This is a genomic window from Pseudomonas sp., from assembly GCF_036387035.1.
Classification (GTDB): Bacteria; Pseudomonadota; Gammaproteobacteria; order Pseudomonadales; family Pseudomonadaceae; genus Aquipseudomonas.
The window spans coordinates 1-23,069 of record NZ_DASVUM010000167.1; the positions used below are offsets into that span (position 1 = coordinate 1).

General features: G+C 61.5%; 17 protein-coding genes. 5 read left to right on the top strand and 12 right to left on the bottom strand.

What is annotated here, in order from left to right:
• From rpsA to mtnA, 8 genes are all read right to left on the bottom strand, one after another.
• Nucleotides 1–1,245 (bottom strand): 30S ribosomal protein S1 (rpsA, locus tag VF672_RS16095; RefSeq protein ID WP_331105561.1); only part of this gene is annotated, 1,245 nt, incomplete at its 3' end.
• 121 nt (nucleotides 1,246–1,366) lie between these two features.
• The gene (gene cmk / locus VF672_RS16100; RefSeq protein ID WP_331105562.1) at nucleotides 1,367–2,056 is read right to left on the bottom strand and encodes a (d)CMP kinase; all 690 of its coding nucleotides are present in this window, start codon (nucleotides 2,054–2,056) and stop codon (nucleotides 1,367–1,369) included.
• Nucleotides 2,053–4,260: a bifunctional prephenate dehydrogenase/3-phosphoshikimate 1-carboxyvinyltransferase gene (locus tag VF672_RS16105; protein WP_331105586.1), complete on the bottom strand. Its 2,208-nt coding sequence runs from the start codon at nucleotides 4,258–4,260 to the stop codon at nucleotides 2,053–2,055. Before VF672_RS16105 ends, cmk begins: the two co-directional genes overlap by 4 nt.
• Before the next feature lie 28 nt (nucleotides 4,261–4,288).
• Complete coding sequence (hisC, locus tag VF672_RS16110) at nucleotides 4,289–5,401, bottom strand: histidinol-phosphate transaminase (protein ID WP_331105563.1); 1,113 nt, start codon at nucleotides 5,399–5,401, stop codon at nucleotides 4,289–4,291.
• Nucleotides 5,402–5,451: 50 nt separating this feature from the next.
• Nucleotides 5,452–6,546 (bottom strand): prephenate dehydratase, encoded by a 1,095-nt coding sequence (gene pheA, locus VF672_RS16115; RefSeq protein ID WP_122535649.1) that lies wholly within the window; start codon nucleotides 6,544–6,546, stop codon nucleotides 5,452–5,454.
• A complete protein-coding gene (gene serC, locus VF672_RS16120) occupies nucleotides 6,546–7,631 on the bottom strand; it encodes a 3-phosphoserine/phosphohydroxythreonine transaminase (RefSeq protein ID WP_331105564.1) in 1,086 nt (361 codons plus the stop codon). Before serC ends, pheA begins: the two co-directional genes overlap by 1 nt.
• Before the next feature lie 257 nt (nucleotides 7,632–7,888).
• A complete protein-coding gene (gene gyrA, locus VF672_RS16125) occupies nucleotides 7,889–10,699 on the bottom strand; it encodes a DNA gyrase subunit A (RefSeq protein ID WP_331105565.1) in 2,811 nt (936 codons plus the stop codon).
• A 306-nt stretch (nucleotides 10,700–11,005) separates the two neighbouring features.
• Nucleotides 11,006–12,082, bottom strand: a complete 1,077-nt coding sequence (mtnA, locus tag VF672_RS16130) for an S-methyl-5-thioribose-1-phosphate isomerase (protein ID WP_331105566.1) — start codon at nucleotides 12,080–12,082, stop codon at nucleotides 11,006–11,008.
• Nucleotides 12,083–12,244: 162 nt separating this feature from the next.
• On the opposite strand from mtnA, the gene VF672_RS16135 reads away from it, so the two are divergent.
• The 5 genes from VF672_RS16135 (at nucleotide 12,245) to VF672_RS16155 (ending at nucleotide 17,052) form a co-directional block, all read left to right on the top strand.
• Nucleotides 12,245–13,576 (top strand): TRZ/ATZ family hydrolase, encoded by a 1,332-nt coding sequence (locus tag VF672_RS16135; RefSeq protein WP_331105567.1) that lies wholly within the window; start codon nucleotides 12,245–12,247, stop codon nucleotides 13,574–13,576.
• A 67-nt stretch (nucleotides 13,577–13,643) separates the two neighbouring features.
• The gene (ubiG, locus tag VF672_RS16140) at nucleotides 13,644–14,342 is read left to right on the top strand and encodes a bifunctional 2-polyprenyl-6-hydroxyphenol methylase/3-demethylubiquinol 3-O-methyltransferase UbiG (protein ID WP_331105568.1); all 699 of its coding nucleotides are present in this window, start codon (nucleotides 13,644–13,646) and stop codon (nucleotides 14,340–14,342) included.
• Nucleotides 14,343–14,345: 3 nt separating this feature from the next.
• Entirely contained in the window at nucleotides 14,346–15,017 is a 672-nt protein-coding gene (mupP, locus tag VF672_RS16145) for an N-acetylmuramic acid 6-phosphate phosphatase MupP (RefSeq protein ID WP_331105569.1), read from the top strand.
• 63 nt (nucleotides 15,018–15,080) lie between these two features.
• Nucleotides 15,081–15,827, top strand: a complete 747-nt coding sequence (locus VF672_RS16150; RefSeq protein WP_331105570.1) for a YciK family oxidoreductase — start codon at nucleotides 15,081–15,083, stop codon at nucleotides 15,825–15,827.
• Nucleotides 15,828–16,125: 298 nt separating this feature from the next.
• Nucleotides 16,126–17,052: a GGDEF domain-containing protein gene (locus VF672_RS16155; protein WP_331105571.1), complete on the top strand. Its 927-nt coding sequence runs from the start codon at nucleotides 16,126–16,128 to the stop codon at nucleotides 17,050–17,052.
• A gap of 4 nt (nucleotides 17,053–17,056) precedes the next feature.
• Here the strand turns inward: VF672_RS16155 and VF672_RS16160 are convergent, their stop codons facing one another.
• The 4 genes from VF672_RS16160 to VF672_RS16175 form a co-directional block, all read right to left on the bottom strand.
• Entirely contained in the window at nucleotides 17,057–17,854 is a 798-nt protein-coding gene (locus VF672_RS16160; RefSeq protein ID WP_331105572.1) for a TenA family transcriptional regulator, read from the bottom strand.
• Between the two features lie 36 nt (nucleotides 17,855–17,890).
• On the bottom strand, nucleotides 17,891–20,356 hold the full coding sequence (locus tag VF672_RS16165) for an EAL domain-containing protein (protein WP_331105573.1): 2,466 nt from the start codon (nucleotides 20,354–20,356) through the stop codon (nucleotides 17,891–17,893).
• 269 nt (nucleotides 20,357–20,625) lie between these two features.
• Nucleotides 20,626–22,503 carry an ABC transporter ATP-binding protein gene (locus tag VF672_RS16170; protein WP_414705620.1) on the bottom strand — a complete coding sequence of 626 codons (1,878 nt, stop codon included), beginning with the start codon at nucleotides 22,501–22,503 and terminating at the stop codon, nucleotides 20,626–20,628.
• The gene (locus tag VF672_RS16175) at nucleotides 22,451–23,053 is read right to left on the bottom strand and encodes a DsbA family protein (RefSeq protein ID WP_331105588.1); all 603 of its coding nucleotides are present in this window, start codon (nucleotides 23,051–23,053) and stop codon (nucleotides 22,451–22,453) included. The genes VF672_RS16170 and VF672_RS16175 overlap by 53 nt, the downstream gene beginning before the upstream one ends.
• Between the last annotated feature and the right edge of the window lie 16 nt (nucleotides 23,054–23,069).

A 23,069-nucleotide genomic window follows, 5' to 3' on the forward strand; every position in this document is an offset into this window, starting at 1 on the left:
GTCGCCCTTCTTGAAACGACGTACGGCTTCTTCGCCCACTTCGTTCCAGGAGATGTCGGACAGGTGAACCAGGCCGTCGATGCCGCCGTCCAGACCAATGAAGATACCGAAATCGGTGATCGACTTGATGGTGCCGGAGATCTTGTCGCCCTTGTTGAACTGGCCAGAGAAATCTTCCCACGGGTTAGATTTGCACTGCTTGATGCCCAGGGAGATACGACGACGCTCTTCGTCGATGTCCAGAACCATGACTTCCACTTCGTCGCCAACCTGAACGACTTTGGACGGGTGGATGTTCTTGTTGGTCCAGTCCATTTCGGAAACGTGTACCAGGCCTTCCACGCCTTCTTCCAGCTCCGCGAAGCAGCCGTAGTCGGTCAGGTTGGTAACACGCGCGGTGACGCGAGTGCCTTCCGGGTAACGAGCCTTGATAGCGACCCATGGGTCTTCACCCAGTTGCTTCAGACCCAGGGAAACGCGGTTGCGCTCACGATCGTACTTCAGGACCTTTACATCGATCTCATCGCCAACGTTGACGATTTCCGATGGATGCTTGATGCGCTTCCAGGCCATGTCGGTGATGTGCAGCAGGCCATCGACGCCACCCAGATCGACGAATGCGCCGTAATCGGTGAGGTTCTTGACGATACCCTTGACCTGCTGGCCTTCCTGCAGCGATTCCAGCAGAGCTTCGCGCTCGGCGCTGTTTTCGGCTTCCAGGACGCTGCGACGGGAAACGACAACGTTGTTGCGCTTCTGGTCCAGCTTGATGACCTTGAATTCCAGCTCTTTGCCTTCCAGGTGCGTGGTGTCGCGCACTGGACGGACGTCAACCAGAGAACCTGGCAGGAACGCACGGATGCCGTTAACGTCGACTGTGAAGCCGCCTTTAACCTTACCGTTGATAACGCCCTTGACCACTTCCTCAGCTGCGAAAGCCGCTTCCAGAACGATCCAGCACTCGGCACGCTTGGCTTTTTCGCGGGACAGCTTGGTTTCGCCAAAGCCGTCTTCGACCGCGTCCAGCGCAACGTGGACTTCATCGCCGATCTTGATGGTCAGCTCGCCAGCATCGTTGTGGAACTGCTCCAGCGGGATGAGGCCTTCGGACTTCAGACCAGCGTGAACGGTGACCCAACCAGCCTGGTAATCGATATCGACGATGATCGCGGTGATGATCGAACCGGCCTGAAGGTTAAGAGTCTTTAGGCTTTCTTCGAAAAGTTCAGCAAAGCTTTCGCTCATTTTAATTCCTGTTGATAAGGGCGAAGAATACGCCCATCTGCCACGCTCCAGACAACGTGGGTTTCGTTCATATGAAAGAAAGCCTGCGGGACTATGACTGGTCTCCCACATGGCTTTCTGGTCATCCGGCGATATCGCGGAGTGCGACTTCGCTCAGGATGCGTTCAAGCACCTGCTCGATGGACAATTCGGTGGAATCCAGCTGAATGGCGTCGTGCGCCGGCTTAAGCGGTGCAACCGCTCGCTGGGTGTCACGCTCGTCGCGGACACGGATCTCATCTAGCAGACTCGGCAGACTAACATCGTCACCCTTGGCCTTCAACTGCAAATATCGCCGACGGGCACGCTCGTCGACGCTGGCCGTCAGAAAAATCTTCAACGGAGCGCCTGGAAACACCACCGTGCCCATGTCGCGGCCATCGGCGATCAGCCCCGGAAACTCCTGAAAAGCACGCTGGCGTTGCAGCAATGCTTCGCGCACAACCGGCAACGACGCGACCTGCGAAGCGCCACTGCCAACCTGCTCGTTGCGGATGGCCGACGTTACGTCTTCCCCTTCCAGGATGATGCGCTGACCGTGGTCATCGGTCGCGGCCATGAACTGCACGTCCAGATGCGCAGCCAGCAGTTTCAATGCCTCTTCGTTGGTCAGATCGACGCCGTGGTTGACGGCGGCGAACGCCAGCAGACGATACAGCGCACCCGAATCCAGCAGTGACCAGCCCATATGTTTGGCCAGCTTGCCGGCCACCGTGCCCTTGCCCGAACCGCTGGGTCCGTCGATCGTAATGACCGGAGCTTGAACTTTCACGATTGCCCCTCTTGCTTTATACGAATACCCACCTGAGCGCACAGCGTCAGGAAACCGGGAAAAGAAGTCGCCACAGTGGCGCAGCCCCGGATGTGAATCGGGCTGGCCGCGCGCAGCGACGCGATACTGAATGCCATGGCGATGCGGTGATCACCTTGCGCATTGATTTCACCACCGCCGACGGTTCCGCCATCAATAATGATGCCATTTGCGGTCAATTCAACGTTTATGCCCAGTGTCGCCAGACCGTCGGCCATGACCGCAAGCCAGTCGGAATCCTTCACGCGCAACGCCTGGGTGCCCTGAAACACCGTCCGCCCTTCGGCGCAAGCGGCGGCAATAACCAGCGCCGCAAGCTCGTCGGTGGACAAGGGCGCCACTCCCTGGGGTATTTCAATTCCCTTGAGACGGGCGTGGCGCACGTGCAGATCAGCCACCGGCTCACCGCCTGCATCGCGCGGGTTGTGGGGCGTAATGTCAGCCCCCATCAAGCGCAGGATATCGATAATGCCGGTGCGTGTCGGGTTAACCCCAACGCCTTCCAGAACAAGCTCCGAACCCTCGGCGATGGAACCGGCTATGAGGAAGAACGCCGCCGAGGAGATGTCGGCGGGCACGTCGATGCGCGCTGCCTTGAGCTCGACGCCTGACTGGATGGAAACCGTCGCGTCATGGGCGCTTACCGGGTGACCGAAGCTTTGCAGCATGCGCTCGGTATGGTCCCGCGTCTGGGCGGGCTCATGCACCATCATTGTGCCGTTTGCGTACAGTCCTGCCAGCAACAGCGCGGATTTCACCTGAGCGCTCGGCTGCTGCATGTCATGGCGGATGCCTGCCAGATGCTGCCCGCCGCGAAGGGTCAAGGGTGGCCGACCGCCCTCGGCGGTATCGATCACAGCGCCCATCTGGCGCAGCGGCTCGACAATACTCGCCATCGAACGGCGGGACAGCGATCCATCGCCGGTCAGCACGCTGTCAAACCGTTGCGCAGCCAACAGGCCACAGAGCAGGCGCATCGACGTGCCCGAATGGCCCAGATAAAGAGGGCCCGGCGCAGCCTGAAGCCCGTTCAGGCCCACGCCGTGAATCGTCAGGCGACCGTGGTGCGGACCTTCGATAACAACACCCATGTCACGGAATGCCTGCAACGTCGCCAGCGCGTCTTCGCTTTCGAGAAAACCTTCGACAACGCTGATGCCTTGAGCCAGTGAGCCGAGCATGATTGCGCGGTGGGAAATCGACTTGTCGCCCGGCACGCGCACCCGGCCCCGGACAACGCCGCCCGGCTGAGCCATGAACGTCAGGTCGGCGCACGCCGGGGTTTCAACGTAGGCACGACGGGCCAGTATCTTGCCGAAGTGCTCCCGCGCAACCCTGGCCCGGGTGAACACGCCGAGCAATTGGTGGCCATCGCCCGCGTCCACGGCATCGCGCAGCGCATCGAGATCATTGCGGAAGGTGTCGAGCGTGCGCAACACGGCTTCGCGGTTGGCCAGGAAGATGTCATGCCACATCACCGGATCACTGCCGGCAATGCGCGTGAAGTCGCGGAAGCCGCCTGCTGCATAGCGAAAGATGTCGAGATTTTCGTTGCGCTTGGCCAGTGAATCCACCAGCCCAAACGCCAGGAGGTGCGGCAGATGGCTGGTCGCTGCCAGCACTTCATCGTGACGCTCGACCTGCATGTGCTCGACGTCTGCGCCCAGGGCCGACCACAGGCGGTCGACCAGCGCCAACGCCGACGGATCAGTTTCAGCCAAGGGCGTGAGGATAACTTTGTGGCGTTTGAACAAGTCAGCGTTGGAGGCTTCCACCCCGCTCTGCTCGGAGCCGGCAATCGGGTGACCCGGCACGAAACGCACCGGCATCGCGCCAAACGCTTCGCGCGCGGCGCGGACCACGTTGCCCTTGGCACTGCCGACATCGGTTAGCACGGCGTCGGCCAGGTCCAGGCCTGCCAGCACGCCGAGGAGCTTTTCCATGGCCAGAATCGGCACGGCCAACTGAATGACGTCTGCCCCCACACAGGCGGCAGCAAGATTGTCTTCACAACGATCGACCACGCCTAGCTCAACGGCCAGCCTGCGCGATTGCGGGTCGAGGTCGACGCCCACCACCTCGCCGCACAGGCCACTTTCCTTCAAGCCTTTGGCGAACGACCCCCCGATCAATCCGAGGCCGACCACCACCAGGCGGCCGATCACAGGCGCAGCGGGTTGCAGCGGCGTGACATCAACCACGCGCCAGCACCTTGCTCAACGCCTCAAGGAAACGGCTGTTCTCGGCGGGCAGACCAATGCTCACCCGCAGGTGATTGGGCAAGCCGTAGCCGCCGATGGGGCGAACAATCACGCCTTCGCGGAGCAAGCCGTCGTAAACCGAAGCGGCTTCGCGGCCCAGGTCCACGGCAATAAAGTTGGCCCTGGAGGGAATCCAGCCCAGGCCCATCTGACGCAGCCCGTCTTCCAGCTGCTGCATGCCGGATTCGTTCAGCCGGCGGCTTTGGGACACGTAGTCAATGTCGTCCAGCGCAGCGCAGGCCGCCGCCAGCGCAAGGCTGTTGACGTTGAATGGTTGACGCACCCGGTTCAGCACGTCGGCCACCGCCGGCGACGACAACGCATAGCCGACCCGCAGCGACGCCAGGCCGTACGCCTTGGAAAACGTCCGTGACACCAGCAGGTTCGGGTGAGCACTCAGGAAGCTGAGGCCGTCAGGCAGGTCGGCGCCTTCGGCATATTCGATGTAGGCCTCGTCCAGCACCACTAATACGTCTTCGGGCACCTGTGCCAGAAACGCCGCCAATTCGCCTGGTCCGAACCAGGTCCCGGTAGGGTTGTTCGGGTTGGCGATGAAGACCACGCGGGTGTTACTGTCGATGGCGGCGAGCATTGCCGGCAAGTCGTGGCCAAAATCCTTTGCCTTGGCGACGTGAGCCGTCGCCCCCACGGCCTGGGTGACGATCGGGTAGATCGCGAACGCGTGCTCGCTGAACACCGCATTGAGCCCCGGCGCCAGATAGGCACGTGCAACGATCTCCAGAATGTCGTTGGAGCCGTTGCCCAGTGTCACCTGCTGGGGTTGAACGCCGCAGACCTGCGACAGCCGCTGTTTCAGCTCGAAACCGTTGCCGTCCGGGTAGCGTGTCAACTCGGTTAGTGCGTGGCTGATCGCCTGCAAAGCCTTGGGGCTGGCGCCCATCGGGTTTTCGTTGCTCGCCAGCTTGATGATGTGCGCCGGATCGATGCCCAGCTCGCGGGCCAGTTCGTCCACCGGCTTGCCGGGAACGTAAGGCGATAGTTGTTGCACGCCGGGCTGTGCCAGCGCGAGGAAGTCGCCGCTCATGTACCGCTTTACCTCTTCAGTGACCCGTGGGCGCTTGTCCGGACGCAGGATCAGAGCACTGCTTTGGGATAGGAACCCAGCACTTTGAGCGCCACGGCTTCCTGGCTGATCTGCTCGAGAACGGCCTTGATCAGTGGGTCGCGGTAATGGCCGACGAAATCGATGAAGAACACGTAGGTCCATTTACCGCTTCGTGAAGGACGGGTCTCGATGCGCGTCAGGTCGATGCCGTTTTCATGGAAGGGCACCAGCAGCTCATGCAGCGCGCCCGGCTTGTTGCTCATCGACACAATGATTGACGTCTTGTCGTCGCCGGTCGGCGGCACTTCCTGATTACCGATCATGAGGAAGCGCGTGGAGTTGTCCGGACGGTCTTCGATTTTTTCGGCAATCCGGGTCAGGCCGTACAGGCCCGCCGCCATGTCACCGGCAATTGCCGCCGAATTCCACTCACCCTTGACCCGCTTGGCTGCCTCGGCGTTGCTGGCGACGGCGACGCGCTCGACGTTCGGGTAGTGAGCGTCCAGCCACTTGCGGCATTGCGCCAGGGATTGGGCGTGGGAATAGATGCGGCTGATGCTGTCGGTTTTGGTGCTCTCGCCCACCAGCAGATGGTGGTGAATGCGCAGCTCGACTTCGCCGCAGATGACCATGTCGTGCTCAAGGAAGCTGTCCAGGGTGTGGTTGACCGCACCCTCGGTGGAGTTTTCCACCGGAACGACGCCGAAGTTGACCGCACCGGCGACCACTTCACGGAACACTTCGTCGATGGCTGCCATGGGCTTGCTGATCACGGCGTGGCCGAAGTGCTTCAGCGCCGCCGCCTGGGTGAAGGTGCCTTCAGGGCCGAGATAGGCGACCTTGAGCGGCTGCTCCAGCGCCAGGCATGAAGACATGATTTCGCGGAACAGCCGCGCCATCTCTTCGTTGCTCAGCGGGCCACGGTTACGTTCCATGACGCGCTTGAGCACCGCTGCTTCGCGCTCGGGGCGATAGAACACCGGCACCTCGCCTGCGGGAAGACCGGCCATTTTGACCCGCGCCACTTCCTGGGCACAGCGGGCGCGCTCGCTGATCAGTTCCAGCACCTTTTCGTCCAGGCTGTCGATGCGTACCCGCAGTGCCTTGAGCTCTTGTTCAGACATTAGCCGTGTTCCTTCTCGAACTCTGCCATGTAAGCCGTCAGTGCGTTGACCGCACCCAGGTCGATGGCATTGTAGATGGAGGCGCGCATGCCGCCGACCGAGCGGTGGCCCTTGAGGTTCAGCAGATTGCGCGCTTCGGCACCCGCAAGAAACGGCTTGTCGAGGCGATCGTCTGCCAGACGGAACGGCACGTTCATCCACGAGCGGTCGGAGGGGTTGATCGGGTTGCTGTACAAGCCGCTGGCGTCGATGAAGTCGTACAGCGTGCGCTGCTTGAGTTCATTGCGCTTAGCCATGGCTTCGACGCCGCCCTGCTCCTTGAGCCATTCGAACACCAGACCGGACAGGTACCAGGCCAGGGTGGGCGGCGTGTTGTACATCGAGCCGTTGTCGGCGGCGACCTTGTAGTTGAGCATTGTCGGGCACAGCGAACGCGCGCGACCCAGCAGGTCCTCGCGAATGATCGCCACGACGATGCCGCTCGGGCCAATGTTCTTCTGCGCGCCAGCGAAGATCATGCCGAAACGGGAGACGTCCACAGGGCGCGAGAGAATGTCCGAAGACATGTCCGCGACCAGCGGCACGTCACCGGTCTCGGGGATCCAGTCGAACTGCAGACCGCCGATGGTTTCGTTGGAGACGTAATGAACGTAGGCAGCGTCCCTGGACAGCTTCCAATCGCTCTGGTCGGGAATGGCGAAATAGTCATGGGCCCTGGCGCTGGCGGCCACATTGATGTTGCCGTAGCGGGACGCCTCTTCAACCGCTTTCTGAGACCAGATACCGGTTTCGATGTAGTCCGCGGTGCCGTTTTCCGGCAGCAGGTTCAGCGGAACCTGGGCGAACTGCTGGCTGGCGCCGCCTTGAAGAAACAGCACTTTGTAATTCGAGGGGATGGACAGCAGATCGCGCAGATCCTGCTGGGCCTTGTCGGCGATGGAGACGAACTCATCGCTGCGGTGGCTCATTTCCATGACGGACAGGCCTTTGCCATGCCAGTCCAGCAATTCGGCCTGGGCGCGCAGCAAAACAGCTTCAGGGAGCGCGGCAGGACCTGCGCAGAAGTTAAAGGCTCGCTTGCTCATATCCACTCTCGTCGTGTCACTGATTTAATTTGCAACGGATGAATTGCGGGGAAGTGCGGAACAGGGACCGCATTGTGTCAGAAGAACCGCATCGCGACCGTCGTGACCTCCGATTGCTCCTACAGATGTGGTGTACTCGATCGCCGAGATCGACTGTAGGAGCAATCGGAGGTTACGACGGTCGCGAAAGCGGCCCGCCTGACAGCAAGCGTCCCGTCACTCTAAAAAAGGGGCCGGATCACCAGCCCCTTTTAGCGTTACGACTGCGGCTCTTCGTCGTCTGTTGCGGAGTCCGCTTGTGCATCGTCAGCGGACTCGTCGGTGTCGACTGCGCCAATTACGTCGCCGTCCCCTGCTTCACCTTCAAGCACTTCGCCTTCGAACGCTTCACCGTCCGGTTCTTCGCCCTCGACTTCCGATGGCTCCTGAACACGTTCCAGGCCGACCAGCTTCTCGTCCTTGGCCAGCTTGATCAGGGTCACGCCCTGCGTGTTACGGCCCAGACTCGATACTTCGCCAACACGGGTGCGGACCAGGGTGCCCTGGTCGGAAATCAGCATGATTTCTTCGCCGTCCTGCACCTGAACCGCGCCGACCAGACGGCCGTTACGCTCGTTGCTGACCATGGCGATGACGCCCTGACCGCCACGCTTGTATTCAGGGAATTCGGTGATCGCCGTGCGCTTGCCGTAACCACGCTCGGACGCGGTGAGGATCTGACTGCCCTGCTCCGGGATCAGCATGGAGATCAGCTTCTGCCCTTCTGGCAGACGCATGCCGCGCACACCGCGCGCCGTACGGCCCATGGCGCGAACTTCGGATTCCTTGAAACGGGTGACCTTGCCGCCGTCGGAGAACAGCATGATTTCCTGTTCGCCATCGGTCACGGCCGCCGAAATCAGGATGTCGCCTTCGTCCAGCTCCAGCGCAATCAGACCGACGCTGCGCTGACGACTGAACGCCACCAGCGGGGTCTTCTTGACGGTACCGTTGGCGGTCGACATGAAGATGAACGGGGCCTTCTTCTTGTCGGCGGCTTTGATCCGCGCCTTGCGCTCTTCTTCGCTCTCGTTGCTGTTTTCGAGGTCTTCGGCGTCGGCTTCCACGCCCTCGGCTTCTTCTTCGTCAGCCCGCTTGCGCATGGCCTCCAGATCGACCGGCAGCATGGTGGTGATGTATTCGCCTTCAGTCAGCGGCAACAGGTTGACCAGCGGACGGCCACGGGCAGCGCGGGACGCTTCCGGGATCTCGTAGGTCTTGAGCCAGTACACCTTGCCTTTGCTGGAGAACATCAGCAGCGTGGTGTGGCTGTTGGCGACCAGCAGGTGAGCGATGTAGTCCTCATCCTTGACGCCGGTCGCCGATTTGCCTTTGCCGCCACGACGCTGGGCCTGATACACGGCCAGCGGCTGAGTCTTGGCGTAGCCACCGTGGGAGATGGTCACGACGCGCTCTTCTTCGGGAATCATGTCGCCGAGGGTCAGGTCAAGCCGCGCGTCGAGGATCTCGGTGCGACGCACATCGCCGTATTCGGCGCGAATCAGCTCGAGCTCTTCGCGGATGACTTCCATCAGGCGCGTGGAGCTGTTGAGGATGCGCAGCAGCTCGCCGATCTGAGTCAGGATTTCCTGGTACTCGGTCAGCAGCTTTTCGTGCTCCAGACCGGTCAGGCGGTGCAGACGCAGTTCGAGGATTGCCTGGGCCTGTTCCGGCGACAGGAAATACTTGCCGTCACGCATACCGTATTGAGGATCGAGGTTTTCCGGGCGGGACGATTCGGCGCCTGCGCGCTCGACCATCTCGACCACGGCGCTAGATTCCCACGGCGTGCTGATCAGGCCTTCCTTGGCTTCAGCCGGCGTCGGCGAGGCTTTGATGAGGGCGATGACCGGGTCGATGTTCGACAGCGCAACGGCCTGACCTTCGAGAATGTGACCACGCTCGCGGGCCTTGCGCAGTTCGAACACGGTGCGACGGGTGACGACTTCGCGACGGTGACGGATGAAGGCTTCCAGCAGGTCCTTGAGGTTCAGGATGCGTGGACGGCCGTCGATCAGCGCAACAATGTTGATACCGAAGACGCTCTGCAGCTGGGTCTGGGCATAGAGATTGTTGAGGATGACCTCAGGCACTTCGCCGCGACGCAGCTCAATGACCACGCGCATGCCGTCCTTGTCGGACTCGTCACGCAGCTCGGTGATGCCTTCGAGCTTTTTCTCTTTGACCAGCTCGGCGATCTTCTCGATCAGACGCGCCTTGTTCAGCTGGTATGGCAGCTCGGTGATGACGATCTGCTGGCGACCGCCGACCTTGTCGATGTCTTCGACCATGGAACGGGCGCGCATGTAGATGCGGCCACGGCCGGTCTTGTAGGCCTCGACGATGCCGGCACGGCCGTTGATGATCGCAGCGGTCGGGAAGTCAGGGCCGGGGATGTACTGCATCAACTCGTCGACGGTGAGGTCGCCGTTGTCGATCAGCGCCAGACAGCCGTCGATGACTTCACCGAGGTTGTGCGGCGGAATGTTGGTCGCCATGCCCACGGCGATGCCGCTGGAGCCGTTGACCAGCAGGTTGGGAATACGGGTCGGCATGACCGCGGGAATCTGTTCGGTGCCGTCGTAGTTCGGCACCCAGTCCACGGTTTCCTTGTGCAGGTCGGCCAGCAGCTCGTGGGCCAGCTTGGTCATGCGCACTTCGGTGTATCGCATGGCGGCGGCGTTGTCGCCGTCCACCGAACCGAAGTTACCCTGGCCGTCTACCAGCAGGTAGCGCAGGGAAAAAGGCTGGGCCATACGAACGATGGTGTCGTAGACCGCGGTGTCCCCATGCGGGTGGTACTTACCGATAACGTCACCGACCACACGGGCGGATTTCTTGTACGGCTTGTTCCAGTCGTTACCCAGTTCGCTCATCGCGAACAATACCCGCCGGTGCACGGGCTTCAAGCCGTCGCGCGCATCGGGCAGAGCTCGTCCGACGATGACGCTCATCGCGTAGTCGAGGTAGGACTGCTTCAGCTCGTCTTCGATATTGACCGGGAGGATTTCTTTGGCCAGTTCGCCCATGAGAAGCCTGATTCCTTTTTCTGGTGAAACCTCGCTCAGCCATCCGGGATGAACGAGGCTTGCCGCTGCCGACGATTGTCAGGCAACGACTTACGACAAATCAGCGAGTTATGCCATGAATATGCGCAGTCATAGGGGTCGCCAGGCGCCCCTTTGGAAACCGCCGGATGGTACCACAATCGCCGTCAGGCACGAAGTGTTTGCAGGCGCCGCCCAACGCGCCATTCTGCCAGCGGACGCCTGAGACGCGCTCACAGAGCCCGATAGCGCGTTTGCAGACGAACGGCATCGCCCGTCGCGCCGTGATCAATGCAGGCGTTTACGGCACATCAGCAAGGCCATTTTGGTGGTGTCGGGGCGTTCGACGATGCCTTTTTCGGTGACGATGGCGTCGATGAGATCGGCCGGCGTCACGTCGAACACCGGGTTGAACGCATCCACTTCCGCTCCCACGCGCTTGCCGCCAACCTCAAGCAGTTCGCGGCCGTCGCGTTCTTCGATGGGAATGTCGTCGCCGCTGGCCAGGTTCATGTCGATGGTCGAGCTGGGCGCCACGACCATGAAGCGCACGCCGTGGTGCATGGCCGCCACCGCCAACTGGTAAGTGCCGATCTTGTTGGCCACGTCACCATTGGCGGTAATACGGTCGGCGCCGACGATGACCCAGGTGATGCCCTTGGTTTTCATCAGGTGCGCAGCAGCGGAGTCGGCATTGAGGGTGACCGGAATCCCTTCGTTGACCAATTCCCACGCCGTCAGCCGAGAGCCTTGCAGCCATGGCCGGGTTTCATCGGCGTAAACGCGCTCGATCATGCCTTCCAGATGCGCGGCGCGGATAACGCCGAGTGCCGTTCCAAACCCGCCAGTGGCCAGCGCGCCCGTGTTGCAGTGGGTCAGCACGGTCTGCAGATTGCCCTGATGCTTGCGAATCAGCTCGGCTCCCAACTGCGCCATGGTCAGGTTGGCTTCGCGGTCGCTCAGGTGAATGGCCACGGCTTCGGCTTCCATGACCTTGCGCGGATCGTCATGATCCTTCAGGCGATACAGGCGCTCGCGCATGCGATTCAGGGCCCAGAACAGGTTGACCGCCGTGGGCCTGGAGTTGGCCAGCAGGTCGAAGTCCTCTTCCAATGCCATTTGCCAGTCGCCGCCTTCGGCCAGCCGGTCAATGACTGCCAGCACAACTCCGTAGGCCGCGCTGATGCCGATGGCCGGCGCACCGCGCACCACCATCGTGCGAATGGCTTCAGCCACGCCTTCAGCGCTTGTGTAGGGATGCCAGGATTCTTCGAAGGGCAAGACCCGCTGATCCAGCAGATACAACGTGCCGTCCCGCCAATCGATGGCCTTTACCTTCTCCGCAGCCAGTAATCGATCGCGCATTGCACACCCCACAGGTTGAATTTTGAAAAATCGCCGCGGCCGCGACGGTGCGGGAAAGCGAATCGCCAGCACCCTAAAAAGCCGCCGATTATAGCGAGCCGCCTGCGAAGACGCTCGGGTATACTTCGCCGTCCCCGTAATAAGCCATTGGATGTCCGCCCCATGCCCCCTTCCGCTGCCCCGCTCGACCTGTTGTTGCTGCCGGACTGGCTGGTACCGGTCGAACCCGCCGGCGTTGTGTTGCAACAGCACGGGATCGGCATTCGCGATGGCCTTATCACTTACATCGGCCCGCGTGCCGAGGCCTTGCGCCAGCCCGCCGTCGAGGTGCGCGAGCTGCCTGGCATGCTGCTCAGCCCGGGTCTGATCAACGCACACGGCCACGCGGCAATGACGTTGTTCCGCGGCCTGGCGGACGATCTGCCCCTCATGACCTGGCTGCAGGATCATATCTGGCCGGCCGAGGCAAAATGGGTCGATGAGGACTTCGTTCGCGACGGCACCGACCTGGCCATCGCCGAACAGCTGAAAGGCGGCATCACCTGCTTCTCCGACATGTATTTCTTTCCGAAGGTGGCGTGCGAGCGGGTGCACAACAGCGGCATTCGCGCACAGATCACCGTGCCGGTACTGGACTTCCCGATACCCGGCGCGCGCAACAGCGACGAGTCCCTGCACATCGGCATCGAGCTGTTCAACGACCTGGCCCACCACGACCGCATCAGGATCGCCATGGGGCCTCATGCGCCTTATACCGTCAGCGATGAGAATCTGGAGAAGATCCGGGTCATCGCCGATGAGCTGGACGCGATGATCCAGATGCACGTTCACGAGACCGCCTTTGAGGTGCACGAAGCTGTTCAGCAACGTCAGGAACGCCCCCTCGCACGCCTGCAACGCCTGGGCCTTCTGGGCCCGCGCTTCCAGGCCGTACACATGACACAGATCAGCGACGACGATCTGGCGATGCTGGTCGAAAGCAACTCCAGCGTCATTCACTGCCCTGAATCGAATCTGAAACTGGCCAGCGGCTTCTGCCCGGTGGAGCGCCTGTGGCAGGCCGGGGTCAACGTTGCCATCGGCACCGACGGCGCAGCCAGCAACAATGACCTGGACCTGCTCGGCGAAACCCGCACCGCCGCGCTGCTGGCCAAAGCGGTGGCCGGCTCTGCCACGGCGCTGGACGCCCATCGCGCGCTACGCATGGCCACGCTGAACGGCGCGCGCGCCCTGGGCATCGACGATCACACCGGCTCGCTGCAAATCGGCAAGGCCGCCGACATGGTCGCGTTCGATCTGTCGGGCCTTGCGCAACAGCCGGTCTACGACCCGGTTTCACAACTTATTTATGCGACGGGTCGCGATTGCGTGACGCACGTCTGGGTCGCCGGCAAGCAACTGTTGCAGGACAAACGCCTGACCCGCATGGACGAAGCCGCGCTGACCCGAACCGCCAAGGCCTGGGGCAAGCGCATCGCCGCAGACAAAGCCTGACCCAATGAGCGCCGCCACGGTCAGATACCGTGGCCGGACACTGAATTCAAGTTTTAGAGGATCACACATGAGCAACGTCGACCACGCCGAAATCGCCAAATTCGAGGCCCTCGCCCATCGCTGGTGGGACCGCAACAGCGAGTTCAAGCCGCTGCACGACATCAATCCGCTGCGGGTGAACTGGATTGACGAGCGCGTGAATCTGGCCGGCAAGAAGGTGCTCGACGTCGGCTGCGGCGGGGGCATTCTGAGCGAGGCCATGGCCGTGCGCGGCGCTACCGTGACCGGCATCGACATGGGCGAAGCGCCACTGGCCGTGGCGCGACTGCATCAGCTGGAGTCGGGCGTGAATGTCGAATACCGGCAGATCACCGCGGAAGCGCTGGCCGACGAAATGCCCGAGCAGTTCGATGTGGTGACGTGCCTGGAAATGCTCGAGCATGTGCCGGACCCGTCGTCGGTGATTCGCGCCTGCTACGCGATGGTCAAGCCGGGCGGTCAGGTGTTCTTCTCCACGATCAACCGCAACCCCAAGGCTTACCTGTTCGCCATCATTGGCGCCGAATACATCATGAACCTGCTGCCGCGCGGCACCCATGATTTCAAGAAATTCATTCGGCCCTCCGAACTGGGCGCGTGGAGCCGCGATGCCGGGCTTCAGGTCAAGGACATCACGGGCCTGACCTACAACCCGCTGACCAAGCACTACAAGCTGGCGTCCGACGTCGACGTCAATTACATGATCCAGACATTGCGGGGAGTCTGAGCCATGCGCTTGAGGGCAGTTCTCTTCGATATGGACGGCACGCTGCTCGACACCGCGCCGGATTTCATTGCGATCTGCCAGGCGATGCTGGCCGAACGCGGCCTCCCGCGCGTGGACGACAAGCTGATTCGCGACGAGATCTCCGGCGGTGCCAGAGCCATGGTCTCGGCGGCGTTCGCCATGTCACCTGAAGCGGCGGAATTCGAGGCGCTGCGTCTGGAGTTCCTGGCGCGTTATCAGACCGATTGCGCGGTGCACAGCAAGCTGTTTGATGGCATGGCCGAGCTGCTGGCCGACATCGAAAAAGCAAAACTGATCTGGGGCGTCGTCACCAACAAACCGGTGCGCTTCGCTCAGCCGATCATGGAGCAGCTCGGTTTGTCGGAGCGTTCCGCCGTGCTGATCTGCCCGGACCACGTGAGCAAGAGCAAACCTGATCCGGAGCCGCTGCTGCTGGCCTGCAAAATGCTCGACCTGGACCCTGCCAGCGTGTTGTTCGTGGGCGATGACCTGCGTGACATCGAATCAGGTCGCGACGCCGGCACCAAAACCGCCGCCGTGCGCTATGGCTACATCCATCCGCACGACAATCCGGACCACTGGGGCGCGGACGTGGTGGTCAATCACCCGCTGGAGCTGCGCCGGGTGCTGGATGATGCGTTGTGCAGTTGCTGACATTCGCGAATCGGCGAAGCACGGCGACAACACAGCGCACCCTACATTGAGAGGAGCCCTCCCATGTTCAACTACTCCGCCCGTCCTGATCTGCTCAAAGACCGAGTGATTCTGGTCACCGGCGCCGGCCGTGGCATCGGTGCCGCTGCCGCCCGTACTTACGCTGCCCATGGCGCGACGGTTTTGCTGCTGGGCAGAACCGAATCGAACCTGAGCGCGCTGTATGACGAGATCGAAGCCGCCGGCCATCCAAAGCCCGTGGTCATCCCCTTCGACCTCGAGACTGCCCTGCCCCCTCAATACGATGCACTGGCTGCAATGATTGAAGCGGAGTTCGGCCGACTCGACGGCGTGTTGCACAACGCCTCGATCATCGGGCCGCGCACGCCGATCGAGCAGCTCACCGGCGAGCAGTTCATGCAGGTGATGCACGTCAACGTCAACGCCACCTTCATGCTGACCACCGCGCTGCTGCCACTGCTCAAGCTTTCGGGGGACGCGTCGATCGCCTTTACCTCCAGCAGCGTCGGGCGCAAAGGCCGTGCGTACTGGGGCGCCTATGGTGTATCCAAGTTCGCCACCGAAGGGCTGATGCAAACGCTGGCCGACGAGATCGATGGCCTTGGATCGCTGCGCGCCAACAGCATCAACCCCGGCGCGACCCGCACCGACATGCGCGCCCAGGCTTATCCGGCCGAAGACCCTGCGAACAACCCGACGCCAGAGGAAATCATGCCGGTGTACCTCTACCTCATGGGCCCGGACAGTAAAGGCATCAACGGCCAGGCACTGGATGCACAAACCCGCTGACGCTTTGCCCTTCAACCCGCTTGCCAATGCTTGACGATGAGGCGCGCGCGACGCGTACGCGCCCTCGTCTGAATAGGCAACGGTGCCGGACGCACTCCATTCGGCAGTTTCCCGCCGCCCGCTGTGGCGAAACCCTCTCCGAATCGATACATGAGTCAAATCCAAGGCGCGAAAACGTACCGAACCTGTCACAATTCGCCGCAAGTCGTTGATTGACAAAACTTTTCAAGCAGGCCTTCGACTTGGCACGAGTTTCGCTCTCTCCATTTCAAGCCCGTAGAGGCGCAGGAGCGGAACCATGAGTTTGCCAACCACCACCAACGCCATAGATTTCGACAGCGCCCGGCTTCAACGCCATGGTTTCGCGCCGCAGCACAGCCTCGTCCGGCCTGCCCTCGATTACGAGCAGCTCAGGCGTCAGCTTGACCTGCAGCTGCAGACCAGCCTTGAAGCGGACAAGATCCTGTCGATGCTTTTCCAGAGTATTCAACAGCTGATCCCGTTGAGCGCCCTCAGCTACAAGCACCTGCCCACCGACCTGCGCCTGGAACTGGGCGAACGCGCCCGACACAACGCCACCTACTGCATGACCCATGAGGGCGAGCAACTGGGCGAACTATCTTTCCAGCGCGGGCACCGCTTTGCCGAGCATGAGCTTGAGCAACTTGAATCGTTGTTGTCGAGCCTGCTGTTTCCTCTGCGCAATGCGCTCTTGTACCGCCACGCCAGCCTGAGTGCGTTGCGGGATCCGCTGACCGGCGCCGGCAACCGCATCGCCATGGAGCAGTCGCTCATTCGCGAGTTCGAGATCGCACGTCGCCAACAGCAGCCGTTGTCGGTATTGATGCTGGACATCGACCACTTCAAGGGCATCAACGACACCCACGGTCATGCCACGGGGGATGACGTGCTGCGCGCCGTGACCAACGTGGTCAAGGACCGCCTGCGCAACATCGATCAGGTATTCAGATTCGGCGGTGAGGAGTTTCTCATCGTGCTGAGCAACACCAGTCGTGAGTCAGCTGCATTGGTCGGCGAACGCCTGCGCAGCGCAGCACTGCAACTCACTTATCCGGTGATAGGACGCCCTCTGGATCTGACCGTCAGCCTCGGTTGCTCGACACTGCTGCCGGGCGAATCGTCCGACAGCATGTTGCGCCGCGCCGACACGGCCCTCTACGCCGCCAAGCGCAAGGGCCGCAACCGCCTGGAGATGGCGGGCTGATCGATCAGGCGCGGGCTGCGATACGGTGTTCACGCACCGAGCCGTTACCTTCCTGCGACTTCTCCAGCGTCATGCACCGCTCCAGGAACAGGAACATGTACTCGTAGCTCTTGCAGACCGCCGTTCTCAGGTCGCTCTGCAATTGCTCGCTGGGGTTGTTGCCGGCCAGGGTGCAGATGATCTCCAGTGCTTCCCAGGGGTGGGAGTCGTCGTACTGGGCGTGCATCTTCAGCCACTTCATTGCCCGCTTTCGCGTGTCCGGCGGGAACATGTCCGCGTAGGTGTCCTGAGCACACACCACTGCCGACCATTCACCGGTGGCGCCTTCGATGGCGTAGTTGGTCGCGGCAATAGCGACCACCAGCGGATCCGAAGAACAGCTGTGCCAGCACCAGTGATTCAAGGCGTGGAGCTCTGAAGGCACACGCTGGGCCTGCAACTCCTCCAGCGTCACCCCGTGAGCGGCGCTCCAGTTGACCCAATAATCGGCGTGGTTGAGTTCGACCCGAATATTGCGCATCAGCCATCGTCGCGCCATGTCTTCACCCGGGTGTCGGGCGAATCGGGTTTTGGTCAGGTTATGCGCCATATAGACCGCGAACTGCTCCACGACCGGCCAGCCACCTATGAGGTACTGGCGCATGGTCTTAGAACTGAGCCGCCCGTCACGCATGCGTTGATAAAGTTCATGCCCTACCACCTTGGCCTTGGCGTCACTGCAATCTTCAATCAATTGCTGTGCCCAAGCGGGGTAACTGCTGGCATCCATCAGCGGACCGGTTCTAATGAACATATCGATCACTGTGTAGCTCCTTATATGAGTTGCTTGATGGTGTATTCAGCGAAAAGTCCCGGGAGCGCTGAATAACAGTGGGGTCTGCCTCGCGGGCCGTGCGTGCAGACATTCGCAGGTGAATAATTGCGGTCGCTCGATAACGTACCCCTGAGCGTAGTCCACACCGATTTCCAATAACGCCTGCTCTATCTGTGGGCTCTCGACGAACTCGGCGATCGTCTGTTTGCCCATGACGTGCCCGATATGGTTGATCACTTCCACCATCGCCCGGTTGACCGGGTCGTCGAGCATGTCTTTTACGAAACTGCCGTCAATCTTCAGGAAGTCCACAGGCAAGTGCTTCAAGTACGCGAATGACGACATGCCTGCACAGAAGTCATCCAGTGAGAAACGGCACCCCAGACTTTTAAGTTCGTTGATAAACCGAATGGCGCTGCCCAGATTGGCGATCGCGCTGGTTTCGGTGATTTCAAAACAGATAAGTTCAGGGGGGATCGCGTAGATCTGAAACTGTTGTCGCAAGTACTCGAGAAAGGCATCGTCGCCGATACTGGTCCCGGACAGATTGATCGCACAGAGCGGCATCGGCCCCTGGTGGTGACCGGACTTAAGACAGTCGGCAATAATCTTGAAGACGTTCTGCACAACCCAGCGATCCAGGGTCGTCATCATGCCGTAGCGCTCGGCAGCAGGGATGAAACTGTCGGGCAGGATCATGCGCCCGGTTTCGTCGCGCAGACGCAACAGAATCTCGATGTGGCCGCTGCACTGTGCCGCCGTGGGGCTCAGCGGCGCAATCTCTTGGGAGTACAGGCAGAAGCGGTTGTCGTCGAGGGCCATGTGCAAGCGCTGAATCCAGGCCATTTCACCAAAGCGGGTCGACAGATCGGAGTCGTCGTCGTGGTAGACCTGTACCCGGTTGCGGCCCTTTTCCTTGGCCATGTAGCAGGCCATGTCCGCCGCGCGCAGCGACGCTTCCAGGGTCGTCGGGACCTCATCGATGTGCACCAGGCCGATACTGACCGTGGTGACAAACGGCCGGCCTTTCCAGACAAAGTGCAGGCTTTCCACGGTTTGTCGCAGGCTTTCGGCGACCTGTTCGGCGGCCTCCGGCGCGCAATCTTCGAGGAGGATGCCAAACTCGTCCCCGCCCAGACGCGCCAGGGTGTCGCCTTCGCGCACGCCCTGTTGCAGCAGCGTGCAGATGTGCCGAAGCAGCTCGTCTCCGGCGGCATGCCCACTGGTGTCGTTGACCAGCTTGAACTGATCCAGGTCGAGGAACAGCAGCGCATGACGCCCTGGCTGATCGGCCAGGTTGTTCAGCGCCAGCTCGAGGCGGTATTCGAACTCGCGGCGGTTGGCCAGTCCCGTGAGGGCATCGTGGGTCGCCTGCCAGGACAGGTTGGCGATGTACTGGCGTTCCTGGGTCATGTCATGCAGCACCAGCACCGCGCCACTGACCTCGCCCTCGGTGCGGATCGGCGAGCCAACCAGCGCTACCGAAACAGTGCTGCCGTCCAGGCGCTGAATGGACCTTGAGCTTTCGCTGCCCCCGCCCAGATTGCCGCTGAGCATGCGTTCGATCAGAGTTGAGGTGTCTTTCTGGTCATTCTCGTCGAGCAGGCTGAACAGCGCGGCGAGCGGCAACCCGGCCGCCTGCTCGTTTTTCCAGTGGGTCATGAGCTCGGCGGCGGGGTTCATGTAAACGATGGAGCCGTCGACATCGGTGGTGATCACCCCGTCACCAATGGACTCCAGGGTGATTTGCGCGCGCTCTTTTTCCATCTGCAGCGCGACGGCAAACCCATGACGTTGCTCCAGCAGTTTATGGGTGCGCAGCAGCGCAAGGATGATCAGGCACAACGCTGTTGCGAGGTTGACCACCAGCAGAATCCGCAGAATGACCCTCGAGCCCTCCCCCAACGCGTCACTGAACGCCTTGGCCGCCGGTGTAACGCCTTCATTGATGGCGCTGATGCGCTGCCGCCAACCCATGACGTCACTGTTGGTGACATTGCCTTCCTGGATCCGCGCGTGCATCTCATGCGCCACTTCATCGAGCTGCACCAGATAGTTGTCACCCACCTTCCACAGGTCGATGGCCTTCTCCAGGTAGCTGAAGTGCTGGAAATTCAGGTAGAGCCAGATGATGCTCTGGGCATCGTCGGGATGGTTACCGCCCTGCAGTATCCCCGCCGTTGCACGTGCGATGTCCGGCACCGGCTGATCCATGGCCAGACGCAGATCGTGACCGCCCTGGGGAATGGCGATCGCCTGCTGGTATTTCAGGTAGTTGATGTCGTCGCGACTGTTGGCGTAGAGATTCAGATAATAGATGGCGTCCTTCTGGCCTTTCGACCACAGGCTCTCCCCGCCAACGTAACTGCGCACCGCCGACATCATGTACAGGCTGACGCAGCCGAGCAGCGCCTGTAACAGCACGACGGCGATAAATGGCCAAACGATGCCCAGAAGACGAGGCTTCTCGAGAATCCGCTTTTGCTTCATGGTGTCCCTTTCATCAGCACTGCTAAATACTCATCCCCCTCGCCAGGCAACCTTCCTGGAGCCTGAGGGACTTCGCTAATTTCCACGATGCAGCAGACAATCTCTCACATCTTTTACAAGACGTAACCAGCCATTTGAAGGTAAAGACGTAAATATGACGGTTTTCACACTTCCAGCGAACGCCGAACCAAAGCATAGCCCAAGAATTGACGTATTCCAGTGGCGATACGCCATTTCATAAAGGCGTCATTAAATCCCGACCCGCTGTGTCACACCTGTTGCAGGTGTCCGTAGAGCCTAGCGTACAGGCCACCGTCTGCAATCAACTGCTGGTGATCGCCGTCCTCGGCAATGCGCCCGCCATCGAACACCAGCACCCGATCCGCCTGTTTCACCGCCGACAGTCGGTGGGCGATGATCAGCGTCGTGCGTCCGTGGAGAAAACGGTTCAGCGCCTGATGCAGGTTGTACTCGGTGGCAGCGTCCAGTGCAGACGTGGCCTCGTCGAGGATCACCACTTTGGGATCAGCCAGCACCATGCGTGCGATGGCAAGCCGCTGCCGCTGGCCACCGGACAGCCGAACCCCCGAGCGCCCGACGACGCTGTCCAGCCCCAGCGGCAGCGCGCGGATCGTGGCATCCATTTGCGCGATTTCCAGCGCCTGCCAACAGGCCGCGTCGTCCTGCTCGCGCCCCATCAGCAGATTGGCGCGGACGGTGTCGTTGAACAGCGCCGGGTGTTGCAACACCACGGCGACGTTTTCGCGCACCGTGTCCAGACCGATATCCTGCACGGTTGAGCCGCCGAACCGAATGACACCGGACTGGGGGGTGTAAAGCCCGAGCAGCAGCTGAACCAGCGTGCTTTTGCCGCCGCCGCTGGCGCCCACGATGGCGACTTTTTCGCCCGGTTCGATGGACAGATCCAGCTGATCAAGGACCCGCTCATCGTTGTAGCCAAAACTCAAACCGCGCACATCGATGCTCACGGTCTGCCGACCCATGAAGGGATTGACCTGCACCGGGTACCGGGGCTCATCCGCACGGGCCAGCAGCTCGTTGATCCGGGTCAGCGCGCCGCCCGCCGCGTAGTAGGCGTACTGCAGATTGAGCAGTTGCTCGACCGGACCGATCATGAACCACAGGTAGCTGAACACCGCGAGCATGTGACCGATGGACAGGTCGGAGAACAGCACCGTGAGCATGGCGGCAGCGCGAAAGATGTCGATCCCAAACTGAAACAGCAACCCGCTGGCCCGGCCCGACGCGTCGCTCTTCCATTGCGATGACACCGCGTAATCGCGCACTTCCCGGGCACGCAATCCGAGCAACCCCAGGAAGTAGCCCTGTCGGTTGCTGGCGCGGATCTCCTGAATCGCATCAAGGGTCTCAGTGAGCGCCTGGGTGAAGCGCGAGGTGCTGTCGTTCTCCAGCTTCTTGAGGTGCTTGACGCGCTTGCCGAGCTTCACCGTGGCGAACACCACCAACGGATTGAACAGCAGGATCAGCAGCGCCAGTTGCCAGTGCATCCACATCAGAATGGCGGCAGTGCCGGTCAGGGTGAGTATCGCGACGAGAAACTTGCTCAGCGTCTCGCCGACAAATTTGTCGACGGTGTCGAGGTCGGTCACCAGATGCGCCGTGACCGTGCCGCTGCCCAGGCTTTCGTATTCACTCAGGGAGATGCGCTTGAGCCGCTCGATCAGCCGCGTGCGGATGCGATAGACGATGTCTTTGGCCAGCCCGGCGAACAACCGCGCCTGGATCACGTTGAACACCAACGCGCCCAGGCGCAGGCACAGCGTCGCCGCCAGCATCAGAGCGATGTAGCCGACGGGTTTGTGCAGGCTGTCGGGCAGGAACTGATTCATGAAGAGCAGCGCCGAGTTGCCTTTGCCCAGCAGCACTTCATCGACCAGCAGGGGCAACAGCAGCGGGATCGGCACCGAGCACAGCACCGCCAGCACAGCCACACCATTGGCCACCCAGAGCGCCTTTTTGTGCTGCAGGGCAAGGCGGCGGATCTGCGCCCAGTTCAGGCGATCAACGATAGGACGTTCATCAGGCGATGCGCCGATTGGGCGGTGTTCGAGGTCAGGCACTGGCGTTACGCTCCAGCCAGCGCCCGAGCAAAGGGGCAAGCACATCGAGGGATTGGTAGCCGTTGGTCAGCAGCGCCAGTTGGCCGTCCCGCTCGGCAAGCAGGGTCGGAAACCCGGCAATGCCCAAGTCTTGGACCCAAGAGAAGTCCGACGCGGTGGCGGCGTGCTGCTCGACACTGTCGAACGCTTCGGCGAACTCAATGCGGGGCAACCCGGCTTTTTCCGCCAGCTCGGCCAGCACCGAGCCGTGTGTGACGTCGCGACCGTGGAGGTAAAACGCCTGTTGAATTTCTTTGACCAGCCGCCAGGCGACGTCCGGCGCCAGACTACGTGCCGCGACGATGGCGCGGCACGCAGGTGCGGTGTCGTAGACGAAGCCGTCGGGCAAGGCGCCGTCAAACCGGAAGGTCTGGCCCGTGGTGTCGTGCACCGCTTGCCAGTGTTCCAGAATGTAGCGCCTGGTCGTGGGCTCCAGCGCAGCGCCACTGCCGGTGCGCAATCCGCCCACCACCAAGTGCAACGGCACGCCCGCTGCTCCCGCCTGCTCGACCAATGCTTCGGCCACCGGGGCAAACCCCCAGCACCACGAACACATCGGGTCCATCACGTAC